The sequence below is a fragment of the Deltaproteobacteria bacterium CG11_big_fil_rev_8_21_14_0_20_49_13 genome (assembly GCA_002796305.1).
Lineage (GTDB): Bacteria > UBA10199 > UBA10199.
Genome location: PCWZ01000020.1, coordinates 16,430 through 27,065, shown reverse-complemented (window position 1 = coordinate 27,065; position 10,636 = coordinate 16,430). Strand labels below are relative to the sequence as shown.

Genomic DNA, 10,636 nt, shown 5'->3' with positions numbered 1-10,636 from the left:
CATAAACACTTGATTTATGGAGATTGCTTCGTCGCTGGACGCTCCTCGCAATGACATAACAATGGGTTTATAGAGGTGCCCTAAAATCACTACCAGAGGCCGGAGTTCTTAAGGAGTTCCTTGTCGGATATTATATCGCTCGCAGGGCCCTGAGCGGATATCTTGCCGCCGGATAGGAGAACCACTCGGCTACAGCATCTTTCTACAAGGTCGAGGTCGTGCGAGGCGATTATCTTCGTGTGCGTGAACGAGTTCAATAGCTCCATAAGCCTTCTCCTGTTCTTTGGGTCAAGGTTGCTAGAAGGTTCGTCAAGTAATAGGACCTGCGGCTCCATCGAAAGGACCGTTGCAAGAGCCACCCTCTTCTTTTCGCCAAAGCTTAAGTGATGAGATGATCTTTGCTCGGAAGTCCCCATTCCCACCTTTTCAAGCGCATCAAGCACTACCTTAGCTATCTTCTCTTTGGGGACTCCCATGTTAAGCGGACCAAACGCAACGTCATCAAATACAGACGACATAAAGAGCTGAACATCCGGGTCCTGAAAGACTATGCCGAGCTTTGACCTTATAAACGGCATATTATCTTTGCTCAGTTCTTTTCCGAGGATCGAGGCCGTGCCGCTTGCATTAAAGACCCCGTTGAGGCAGAGAAGGAGGGTCGATTTTCCGGCTCCGTTCGGGCCTATAAGGCCTATCGATTCGCCCTCTTTTACCTGAAGGTCAATGCCAAGGAGCGCCGGCGTTCCGTCAGGATACGAGAAGCCAAGATCGTTCGTTTCTATCGCGTTCATAAAATATTCATCCCGATGATGACTGCTACTATAGACCCAAGGATGACAGATTCCGCGGTCTTAAGCCCTTCGCCGGATATCAGATTTATCTCTCCGGTAAAACCTCTGGAGAGCATCGCATTATAGATGCTCTCACCCTTCTCAAAGGTGTTCAAAAAAAGGCTCCCGGCCATATTTGCCGTGGTCCTCATATCCTTCCTAATGAGCCCATACCCTCGCGCCCTGCTTGCAACAGACATCTGCTCAAAAGAATTGAGCATGAGGAAGAGATACCTCCAAAGGAATGATAAAAGCATAACAATGAGCCTTGGAACGCGAAGATTAGAAAGCCCTTTCAATAATCTTGTGAACCCGGCGGAGCCCAATATTATTATCGATGCCGAGAGGGAAAGAAGGGCCCTTAGCGAATATGTCAGAAATCTTGCAAGGCCATGTTTGTCGTCTACAAAAGGGATGAACGCTCCCATAAGGATGACGAATGGAAAGATCGTTGCCAGCCTTTTAAGGAAATATACAGGCGGTATCTTTGAAGCGATCAAGCCTGCGACCGCTAAAACGATGTAAAGAATAAAGGCGGCCCTGTTCTCAACAGGGGTCAGGACCACCGAGAATATAAAGATGATAAGTAGCGACATCTTGAAAGTAGCGCTCGTCCTGTGAAGGAGCGAATCTTTCCTTGCGGCCTCTTCTAAAAGGTGTTTATGCATCTTTTTTCTTCATCCTTTTAAGTATTACGGCAACACCGCAACCGGCGGCAAAAAGAAGGCCGGCGCCAAGACCTCCGGCTATCGAGGTAGATAACTTTTCGTTGGCTATTCCGGGGATGGTGTAATCGAAGAACGGAGTTCCTAATATCTGCCTCCCTTCGCCCTTTTCCATAAATCCTATCCGCTCTGCCACCTTTTCGAGCCCGTCGGGAAATGAGGATGCAAATGGTGAAATGAGGGCCCCTATCGCAACCGATATAAAAAGACCCGTTACCATCTCTTTTCTTGTCACGCTTTCTCCTTTTTATAGATGAGATCGGGCCTTATTTTAATCATGAAACCGACTATAAATGTGGTGATCAGGGCCTCGAATATCCCTATTATAGCATGAATGCCGGCCATTGCCGGAAGCACAATGGTAAGGGGAGAAGTTCCCGAAAGGGCCAGCTCAAGCGCACAAAGGCTCGAGGCAATAACGGCCGATGCCCATGCGGCTGCGGCAGTTGCAAAAATTGTCCCCTTCTTGCCTTTGAAAAGAAGTCCCAGAAAATAATATATATAGTAACCCCCAACAGTGCCTAACATGGCCATGTTAAGGATGTTCGCGCCGAGAGCTGTTATTCCCCCATCTTGAAAGATGAGCGCCTGCGCTATGAGGACGATGGTAATTACCAAGGCCCCCGCCCAAGGACCCAAGAATATCGCGGCAAGGACTCCTCCCAAGAGATGGCCGGAAGTGCCGCCCGCAACGGGAAAATTTATCATCTGCGCGGCAAAGATAAATGCCGAGGCAACGCCCATTAAAGGGACCATTTTATCCTGCATGAGCGAAACCACCCTTTTTATGAAGAACCATATGCCGGCCAAAGAAAAGACCCATGAGCCTATCCAGACAGGCGGCGATAAGAATCCGTCGGGTATATGCATTTTTATCTCCCTTAAAAGTCGAGCCGTGTCCTAATGTTGGGTCTCCCCGAATTTCCTCCAAAGAGGATTTTGGACGATTACATCGCTACCGCGCTCGGGCCCGACGGAGACAAGAGCGACCTTAACGCCCAGACTCTTCTCCATGAATTCAATATATTTTTTGGCGTTTGGAGGAAGTTCGTCCATCGACCTAACGCGTGAGAGGTCTTCCTGCCATCCATCAAGCTCTATATAGACCGGATCGCCCTTTGCATCATATTCGGTACAGACCTTTATCTTTTCAAAGCCTGTTAAGACGTCTAACTTTGTGATCGCAAGAAGGGTGAGCCCGTTAAGGACCTTTGAACGTTTTAAAAGTGCGAGGTCTAGCCATCCGCATCTTCTGGGGCGGCCTGTAGTTGCTCCGAACTCTCCGCCATTTTTGCGCAGGCGCTCTCCTATTTCATTATCCTGCTCTGTTGGAAAAGGACCGCTACCGACCCTTGTTGTATATGCCTTTGCTATTCCCATTACATGCTTTATTGCGGTCGGTCCCACTCCGCTTCCCGAACATGCCCCGCCAGCGATGGTCGTTGAAGATGTAACGAACGGATAGGTGCCGTGATCCACATCGAGAGCCGTCCCTTGGGCGCCTTCAAAAAGAATGTTCTTCTTCGCCTCAATTGCATCGTTCAAGATATCTACCGCATCTTTTGCGTACTTCTTAAGTACCGAACCAAATTCAGAATACTTTTTGAATATCTCATCAAGCGAGACCGGTTCATGACCAAGCACTTTTTCTATGTAGGAGTTCTTTTGGAGAAGCACTTCGTTAAGGCGCTCCTTTAATCTTGCGGGGTCGATCATATCTGCGACACGAATTCCCGTTCTTGTTATCTTGTCTTCGTAACACGGCCCTATTCCGCGCCCGGTGGTTCCTATCTTCCCTTTTCCGGCCGACTCCTCGCGGAGCTTATCGATAAGTTTGTGATATGGCATAACGACATGCGCGTTCAGACTGATCACAAGATTCGAGTCGTTCTTTAAAAGTCCTTTTGACTTGAGAAGGTTCACCTCTTCGATGCATACCTCGGGATCTAGCACGACACCGTTACCTATCAGACACTTGACCCCTTCGTGAAGAATGCCGGAAGGAAGGAGATGAAGGACCGTTTTCACCCCGTCTACAACGATCGTGTGACCGGCGTTGGCGCCCCCCTGATAGCGGACCACCATGTCGGCATATTTGGTGAAGATGTCGACTATCTTCCCTTTTCCTTCGTCTCCCCACTGGGTTCCTACGATCACAACTGTAGTCATATTATTTGTACAATACTCCTCCTCTTTGCAGGGGGAGGAAAAAGGCGGGGTAGATATCTACATCCCCTCTCCCCTCCTTACAAAGGAGGGGAATCTAGCCCATCAACTTTTCCATTATAGCCTTCTGAACGTGCAATCTGTTTTCGGCCTGATCGAATATCGCGGAATGAGATCCATCCATAACTTCAGATGTTATCTCTTCTTCGCGGTGCGCCGGCAGACAATGTAAAACTATCGCGTCTTTCCTGGCAAGATCGATTAACGCCCTGTTCACCTGGAAGGGTTTGAACACGCGCTTCTTTGCCTCTGCCTCGTCCGACTCCTGCCCCATCGATATCCATGTGTCAGTATTTATAACATCGGCATCTTTTACCGCCGTAGCGGGGTCGGATGTGAATTTGATGTTCTCGTAACCTCCGCCCTTCACCTTGTCGAGTATCATTGCTGGCGGTTCAAAACCCTCGGGACACGCAAGCACCAGCGGGAAACCAAAGATGATGGCCGCCTGTATCCAGGTGTTTGCCATGTTGTTCCCGTCGCCTATCCATACAACTTTTTGTTTGCTGATATCTCCTTTGTGTTCTTCGATAGTAAGCATATCGGCCATTATCTGGCACGGATGCAAGAGATCTGTAAGACCGTTTATAACTGGGACCTTTGAAGCGGCGGCCGTTTCATCGATACGGACCTGTTCGAACGTTCGCATCATGATGCCGTTGACGTAGCGCGAAAGGACCTGCGCGGTATCGAAATAGGTCTCGCCCCTTCCCAATTGGCTCGCCTGCGAGGTGATATTGAGGGCATGGCCGCCTAGTTGATACATTCCTACTTCGAAAGAAACGCGTGTACGGGTAGAGGATTTTTCGAAGACCATCGCAAGCGTCTTACCTTTTAGCGGGTGGTGTTCCTTACCCGCCTTTTGCTGCTTTTTAAGCCACTTCGCGCGGTCTAAAAGTTCGCGAAGCTCTTCTTGGGTATAATCTAAAAGCGATAGAAAGTGTCTTGTCATATGAACCTTTCCCCTTTTTACAATATATACTTGCTTAGGTCCCTGTCCTTGACCACGTCCGAGAGCTTATCGCGGACATATTTTGCGTCAACGGTAAATTTCTTTCCCTTCATTGAAGGGGCATCGAAGGAGATGGTATCGAGGACCTTCTCCATTATCGTGTGGAGCCTTCGGGCGCCGATATTCTCCATCTGCTCGTTCACATAGGCCGACATTTCGCATATCTCCTTAAGACCGTCATCTGTGAACGTAAGTTTTATCCCTTCGGTATCCATGAGCGCGATATATTGCTTTACGAGGGAATTATCGGTCTCTGTGAGGATCCTGTAAAAATCTTCCTTGACCAAGGGGTCCAGCTCGACCCTTATCGGAAAACGCCCCTGAAGTTCAGGTATCAGGTCCGAAGGCTTGCTCACGTGAAAAGCGCCGGCCGCGATAAAAAGGATATGATCGGTCTTCACCATGCCGTGCTTGGTCATTACCGTCGAGCCTTCCACTATGGGAAGGATGTCGCGCTGAACGCCTTCGCGCGAAACATCGGGACCGTGGTGGGCACTTTCGCGGGAGACTATCTTGTCAATTTCGTCCAGGAAAACTATTCCGCTCTGTTCAACGCGCTCTGTTGCCAGCTTTGTAACGCTCTCCATGTCTATTAATTTTGCGGATTCTTCCTGAGAAAGGATATCGCGCGCCTCGGAGACCTTCACTTTGCGTTTCTTTCTGCCGTTACCGTGCTGCGGGAAAATTCCGCCCATCATCTCTTTCAGGTTCATTCCAAGTTCGTCGAGATTTGAGGGACCTGCCGCAAGGACCTCTATCATGGGCACCCCTTTGGGGGCCTGCTGGGAAGGGAGTTCAATTGTCTGCTTATCGAGCTTGCCGGCGCGAAGGAGCTCTCTAAGCGCCTCGCGTGACTGTTTGGGATCGGCACCTTCGGGGAGCGGCCCCTGATCTGCAAGGAGGAGATCGAGAAGCTTCTCCTCTGCCATCTCCTGTGCGCGGACCTTTATCTTTGCCTGCTCTTCCTCTCTTACCATCTTAACGGAAAGGTCCGTAAGTTCACGTATCATCGACTCCACATCTTTGCCGATGTAACCGACCTCCGTGAACTTTGAGGCCTCGACCTTAATGAAAGGGGCGCTTGCAAGACGCGCAAGCCTTCTGGCTATCTCGGTCTTACCGACGCCCGTCGGTCCTATCATGATGATGTTTTTGGGGGTTATTTCGTCGCGTAGCGGCTGTTCTACCTGTTGGCGCCGCCATCTGTTCCGAAGCGCTATAGCAACGGCCTTTTTGGCATTGTTCTGCCCGATTATAAAGCGGTCGAGCGCGGAAACTATTTCTTTAGGCGTAAGATTCGATGATGAAGACATATTCTTTAGGAAAGCTCTTCTACAACAATCTGGTCATTTGTAAAGACACAAATATTGGATGCTATTGAGATGGATTCTTCGGCGATTTCCTTGGCAGATAGCTTTGAATGCTTCATTAGCGCCCTAGCGGCCGCCATCGCATAAGAGCCGCCGCTTCCTATCGCCGCTATGCCGTCATCCGGTTCTATTACGTCACCGTTGCCGGAGATGACGAAGGTCTTTTCCTTGTCGGCTACTATTAGTAGCGCTTCCAATCTTCTTAGGAACTTATCGGTCCGCCAGTCCTTTGCAAGTTCGACCGCCGCACGAGTCAGATTACCTCGAAACCCGGAAAGTTTGGAATCGAACTTCTCGAAAAGGGTGAAGGCGTCTGCGGTGGAACCGGCAAATCCCGCCACCACCTTGTTGTCGTTCATTGTGCGGATCTTTTTGGCCGTCTGCTTCATTATGGTGTTACCCATCGAGACCTGCCCGTCGCCTGCAATGGCGACATGCCCATCCCTACGAACCGCGATTATTGTAGTTGCATGAAACATGAAAAATGGTTTGGCCGATTAGGCCTGTTAAGTCTGTTATGTCCGTTAACGGGCTAAACTAAAGATCAGGCTTTCGGGTGGGTCTTCTCATACACATCCATTAGCTTATCGACGCTTACATGTGTATATTTCTGCGTCGTTGAAAGGCTTGAATGTCCTAAAAGCTCCTGAATGCCTCTCAGATCCGCGCCGGAATTGAGCATGTGGGTTGCGAACGAGTGGCGCAGAACGTGTGGCGTGACCTCTTTCTGAATGCCGGAGGTCTTCAAATATTTCTGGACCATTCTCTCAACGCTGCGTGGGGTGATACGAGTTCCCTGCCTGTTAAGGAAGATGGCCTTTGTAGGATACGATTTATCGAGAAGTTCTTCGCGATGGGCAAGGTAGTTGGCAAGCGCCGTCTGGGCCTTGCTTCCTACCGGAACAATGCGCTCTTTGCGACCTTTTCCGAGGACCTTGAGGATTCCTTCGCCCAAATTCACGTTTTCTAGATCAAGGCCGACAAGCTCGCTGACGCGAAGGCCCGATGCATACATGACCTCCATCATACACCTGTCGCGAAGCGAAAGGATGTCGTCGCTGTCGGGGCCTTTAAGAAGGATCGATACCTCATCGACCGTTAAGAATTTTGGAAGGCGCTTCGGGACCTTGGGCGTTGCCACATCCTTTGCAGGATTTGAAGAAAGGGTCCCCTCTTTTATCCAGTACTTAAAGAACGACCTAAGCGACGCAAGCTTTCTTGCGATGGATGCCGGATTGTTCTTGCTGAAAAGGGTGGAAAGATAACCCCTTATAATATTATGATCTATCTTTGTAAGGGTCGATTTTCCGCCGGATGCGAGTTGCGGATGGTTCTTTTCGAGGTAGTCTTGAAACTGCCTCAGATCGGCCAAATAATTCTTGGTCGTGTGGTTTGAAGCGTCCTGCTCGTGCCTCAGATATTCCTCATACTTTTTAAGTAGTTCGTCCATAGTTTTAACCTCCCCCTAGGTTTTTGCTGAAGTCATCGTATAAGTTTATTGGGGTAATATCAAGATAATTTATAATTTTTTTCTTTTTATTTCAATGGGTTTGAAATATGAGCCAAGGCATGAAACGGCCCCGTCTAAAGAACCCCTTACCTGTCGCCAATATACTGGACAGGATGTTCAAAAATAAGGGATTCGGCAAAAAGTTGGTTCAATATTCGGTATTTGAAATATGGAGCGATGTAGTAGGCTCGACTATAGCCGCCAAGACCACCCCCCGCAAGATGCAGGGAGACACGCTTGTAGTCACGACCACAAGCGCGGCATGGGCGAACGAGCTGTCATTCATGAAGCCGGTGATACTGAAAAAGATACAGGAAAAGATACCGGAGATAGAGATAAAAGATATAAGATTCACGGCGAATTCGAAGTGAAGCTCGCTCTTTTATTGCTGGAATATCTTTATCACTTTTTCCGCCGGTATCGCGCCATCGCGGATTATCGCCATTGTATCTTCGGAAACGTCGATGACCGTTGAGCCTCGTGATGGCTCGCTCTCACCGCCATCTATTATAAGATCTATCTTATCCTTAAAATATTTCTGAACATGCCTTGTTGTGAGCGAAGGGGGGTAACCGGAAAGATTTGCGCTCGTTGTGGTTATCGGTTTCCCGAACTCTCTGACGATCGCGGTCGCAACGGGGTGTGAAGAGATCCTGATCCCTATCTTGCCGGTATTCGTGGTGAGCGATTTCGAAATCTTCGGGCCAGCCGGAAAAAGAATGGTCAGAGGTCCCGGCCAGAATGCCTTTATAAGGTTCGTTACCGATTCGTTTACAGGGCCGATATAATCCTCAATCATCGCCTTATCGGCAACGAGCATCGCGATGGGCAAACTGTAATCACGGCGCTTAAGCTCGTAAAGCTTCTTGATCGCCTTTTCGTTGGTAATGTCGACTCCAAGCCCGTAAAAGGTCTCGGTGGGGTATGAAATGACATTTCCGTCGCGCAGGAACCCCGCCGCCTTTTGGACGATATCAAACTCGGGGTCCTTAGGATTTATCGTTAAGGTCTGTGACATAATTTTTTATTCTTCTCCGCAACATCGGCCGCCATCTTTTTTCTGTGGTCGGCAAGCTTTTTCTGAAGGCCCTCGTCTGAAAGTGCAAGCATCTCTACGGCCAGAAGCGCGGCATTCTTGGCGCCGACCTTGCCTACCGCGACAGTTGCGACCGGAACTCCCGGAGGCATTTGAAGGATCGAAAGGATCGCATCAAGACCTTCAAAAGGTGCCGAAACAAGAGGGACCCCTATCACGGGAAGCGTTGTGTGCGAGGCTATAACGCCCGGCAAATGTGCGGCCAGACCGGCTCCTGCTATGATGACCTTTATGCCGTTCTTGGCGGCATTCTTCGAGAATTCCGCCGTATCTTCCGGCGTCCTGTGGGCGGATGATATTCTTATATCATATTCAACTCCGAACTCCTTCAATATCTTTCCAGTCTCTTCCATCACCGGAAGATCGGAATCGGAGCCCATAAGAATCGCCACCTTTGCATTGGTTGTCATACATATTATGTCATTCTAGGCGTCAGCGAAGAATCTCCCGAAAACACCTCGGGGGGGTCCTTCGGGCTCACGTCTTCAGGATGACATCCAATTTTACATCGTTCGGTTCAAAGCTCTGTAAGCTATATCTTTCCTATAATGAACGCCGTCCCAGCATATCTTACCTACTCCATCATACGCGCGGCCGACGGCCTCCCTGTAATCACGTCCTAGCGCCGTTACACAAAGCACCCTTCCGCCGTCGGTAACGACCTTTCCGCCCTTAAGAGATGTCCCTGCGTGAAATACCACAACGCCGGGAAGTTCTCCGGCGCTATCGAGCCCTCTAATTTCAAATCCCTTCTCATAATGGTTGGGATATCCACGCGCGGTCATAACCACGCATACGCTCACCGCATCATCCCACCTTACTTCCATCTTGTTCAATCTTCCCGATATCGCCGCTTCCATCAGGTCCACTATATCCGAACGCATCCTCAACATCAAAGGTTGGGTCTCGGGGTCTCCAAGCCTTACATTGAACTCAAGGACCCTGGGAACTCCGCCTGAAATCATGAGGCCTGCGTATAAGAAACCAACGAAGGGCCTCCCTTCGGTCTCAAGGCCGTGTACCGTCGGTTCGATTATATCCTTCATTATCTTTTCGCAAAGCTCGTCGGTAACAACGGGGGCCGGTGAATATGCGCCCATGCCGCCGGTATTGGGCCCCTGATCGTGGTCGTAGACCGCCTTGTGGTCCTGGCTCGATGCAAGGGGGATGACATGCTTGCCGTCCGAAATGCATATGAAAGAGGCCTCTTCGCCTTCCAAGAACTCTTCTATAACTATCCTTGAGCCGGACTCACCGAACTCGCTTCTTTTAAGCATTCCGTCTATTGCCGCCGAGGCGTCGGCCTCGTTCTTGCAGACGATAACGCCCTTCCCAGCCGCAAGGCCGTCGGCCTTGATGACTACCGGAAGACCGTTGGACTTTATGAAGCTCTTTGCCTCGCCGGAGTCGGTAAAGACACCGTAGTTCGCCGTGGGAATGTTATATTTCTGCATGAACTTTTTGGCATAAGCCTTGGAGCCTTCCAGCTGGGCCGCAAGTTTTGTGGGGCCAAAGACATTAAGACCGTTGCGTTCGAACGAGTCGACCACGCCCGCAACCAGCGAAAGTTCGGGGCCGACGACCGTCAGATCTATCTTGTTCTTCTTGGCAAAATCTGTGAGCGCTACCACATCGTCTGATTTAATAGGTACGCACCCGGCAATTTTCGCTATGCCTGCGTTACCCGGAGCGCAAAATATCTTTTCGACCTTCGGGCTTTGGGATATCTTCCATGCAAGGGCATGTTCCCTTCCGCCGCTTCCGATAACAAGTATCTTCATGGCGGACGCTACTAACAACAAAGAACGATTAAATCAATGGTGATTTTTATATCCTTGTCTTTAGGGTGCCTCTAAAAACCTGCTTG

The 10,636-nt window shown here is 49.7% G+C and carries 13 protein-coding genes; 1 reads left to right on the top strand and 12 read right to left on the bottom strand.

Annotation, left to right across the window (positions count from 1 at the left end; translation table 11 throughout):
- Positions 1–89: 89 nt before the first annotated feature.
- The 9 genes from COV46_01665 to COV46_01625 form a co-directional block, all read right to left on the bottom strand.
- Entirely contained in the window at positions 90–791 is a 702-nt protein-coding gene (locus COV46_01665) for a cobalt ABC transporter ATP-binding protein (protein PIR18045.1), read from the bottom strand.
- Positions 788–1,498, bottom strand: a complete 711-nt coding sequence (locus COV46_01660; protein ID PIR18044.1) for a hypothetical protein — start codon at positions 1,496–1,498, stop codon at positions 788–790. Before COV46_01660 ends, COV46_01665 begins: the two co-directional genes overlap by 4 nt.
- The gene (locus COV46_01655; protein ID PIR18070.1) at positions 1,491–1,775 is read right to left on the bottom strand and encodes a hypothetical protein; all 285 of its coding nucleotides are present in this window, start codon (positions 1,773–1,775) and stop codon (positions 1,491–1,493) included. The genes COV46_01660 and COV46_01655 overlap by 8 nt, the downstream gene beginning before the upstream one ends.
- An 11-nt stretch (positions 1,776–1,786) precedes the next feature.
- A complete protein-coding gene (locus COV46_01650) occupies positions 1,787–2,425 on the bottom strand; it encodes a cobalamin biosynthesis protein CbiM (protein ID PIR18043.1) in 639 nt (212 codons plus the stop codon).
- 30 nt (positions 2,426–2,455) lie between these two features.
- Entirely contained in the window at positions 2,456–3,724 is a 1,269-nt protein-coding gene (locus COV46_01645; protein ID PIR18042.1) for an adenylosuccinate synthase, read from the bottom strand.
- Positions 3,725–3,818: 94 nt separating this feature from the next.
- Positions 3,819–4,733 carry an ornithine carbamoyltransferase gene (gene argF / locus COV46_01640; GenBank protein ID PIR18041.1) on the bottom strand — a complete coding sequence of 305 codons (915 nt, stop codon included), beginning with the start codon at positions 4,731–4,733 and terminating at the stop codon, positions 3,819–3,821.
- A 17-nt stretch (positions 4,734–4,750) separates the two neighbouring features.
- A complete protein-coding gene (locus COV46_01635; protein ID PIR18040.1) occupies positions 4,751–6,106 on the bottom strand; it encodes an HslU--HslV peptidase ATPase subunit in 1,356 nt (451 codons plus the stop codon).
- A 5-nt stretch (positions 6,107–6,111) separates the two neighbouring features.
- The gene (locus COV46_01630) at positions 6,112–6,642 is read right to left on the bottom strand and encodes an HslU--HslV peptidase proteolytic subunit (GenBank protein ID PIR18039.1); all 531 of its coding nucleotides are present in this window, start codon (positions 6,640–6,642) and stop codon (positions 6,112–6,114) included.
- A 65-nt stretch (positions 6,643–6,707) separates the two neighbouring features.
- Entirely contained in the window at positions 6,708–7,613 is a 906-nt protein-coding gene (locus COV46_01625) for a tyrosine recombinase XerC (GenBank protein ID PIR18038.1), read from the bottom strand.
- Between the two features lie 107 nt (positions 7,614–7,720).
- Here COV46_01625 and COV46_01620 point away from each other — a divergent pair, with 107 nt between their 5' ends.
- A complete protein-coding gene (locus COV46_01620) occupies positions 7,721–8,044 on the top strand; it encodes a hypothetical protein (protein ID PIR18037.1) in 324 nt (107 codons plus the stop codon).
- A gap of 11 nt (positions 8,045–8,055) precedes the next feature.
- On the opposite strand, the gene COV46_01615 is transcribed toward COV46_01620, so the two are convergent.
- The 3 genes from COV46_01615 to COV46_01605 form a co-directional block, all read right to left on the bottom strand.
- A complete protein-coding gene (locus COV46_01615) occupies positions 8,056–8,691 on the bottom strand; it encodes a threonylcarbamoyl-AMP synthase (GenBank protein PIR18036.1) in 636 nt (211 codons plus the stop codon).
- The gene (gene purE / locus COV46_01610; GenBank protein ID PIR18035.1) at positions 8,676–9,179 is read right to left on the bottom strand and encodes a 5-(carboxyamino)imidazole ribonucleotide mutase; all 504 of its coding nucleotides are present in this window, start codon (positions 9,177–9,179) and stop codon (positions 8,676–8,678) included. The genes COV46_01615 and purE overlap by 16 nt, the downstream gene beginning before the upstream one ends.
- 93 nt (positions 9,180–9,272) lie before the next feature.
- Positions 9,273–10,550: a phosphoribosylamine--glycine ligase gene (locus tag COV46_01605; GenBank protein PIR18034.1), complete on the bottom strand. Its 1,278-nt coding sequence runs from the start codon at positions 10,548–10,550 to the stop codon at positions 9,273–9,275.
- Between the last annotated feature and the right edge of the window lie 86 nt (positions 10,551–10,636).

Excerpts from the sequence above, each read along its gene's own strand:
- COV46_01665 (PIR18045.1), bottom strand. The coding sequence starts at position 791 with ATGAACGCGATAGAAACGAACGATCTTGGCTTCTCGTATCCTGACGGA.
- COV46_01660 (PIR18044.1), bottom strand. The coding sequence starts at position 1,498 with ATGCATAAACACCTTTTAGAAGAGGCCGCAAGGAAAGATTCGCTCCTT.
- COV46_01655 (PIR18070.1), bottom strand. The coding sequence starts at position 1,775 with ATGGTAACGGGTCTTTTTATATCGGTTGCGATAGGGGCCCTCATTTCA.
- COV46_01650 (PIR18043.1), bottom strand. The coding sequence starts at position 2,425 with ATGCATATACCCGACGGATTCTTATCGCCGCCTGTCTGGATAGGCTCA.
- COV46_01645 (PIR18042.1), bottom strand. The coding sequence starts at position 3,724 with ATGACTACAGTTGTGATCGTAGGAACCCAGTGGGGAGACGAAGGAAAA.
- argF (PIR18041.1), bottom strand. The coding sequence starts at position 4,733 with ATGACAAGACACTTTCTATCGCTTTTAGATTATACCCAAGAAGAGCTT.
- COV46_01635 (PIR18040.1), bottom strand. The coding sequence starts at position 6,106 with ATGTCTTCATCATCGAATCTTACGCCTAAAGAAATAGTTTCCGCGCTC.
- COV46_01630 (PIR18039.1), bottom strand. The coding sequence starts at position 6,642 with ATGTTTCATGCAACTACAATAATCGCGGTTCGTAGGGATGGGCATGTC.
- COV46_01625 (PIR18038.1), bottom strand. The coding sequence starts at position 7,613 with ATGGACGAACTACTTAAAAAGTATGAGGAATATCTGAGGCACGAGCAG.
- COV46_01620 (PIR18037.1), top strand. The coding sequence starts at position 7,721 with ATGAGCCAAGGCATGAAACGGCCCCGTCTAAAGAACCCCTTACCTGTC.
- COV46_01615 (PIR18036.1), bottom strand. The coding sequence starts at position 8,691 with ATGTCACAGACCTTAACGATAAATCCTAAGGACCCCGAGTTTGATATC.
- purE (PIR18035.1), bottom strand. The coding sequence starts at position 9,179 with ATGACAACCAATGCAAAGGTGGCGATTCTTATGGGCTCCGATTCCGAT.
- COV46_01605 (PIR18034.1), bottom strand. The coding sequence starts at position 10,550 with ATGAAGATACTTGTTATCGGAAGCGGCGGAAGGGAACATGCCCTTGCA.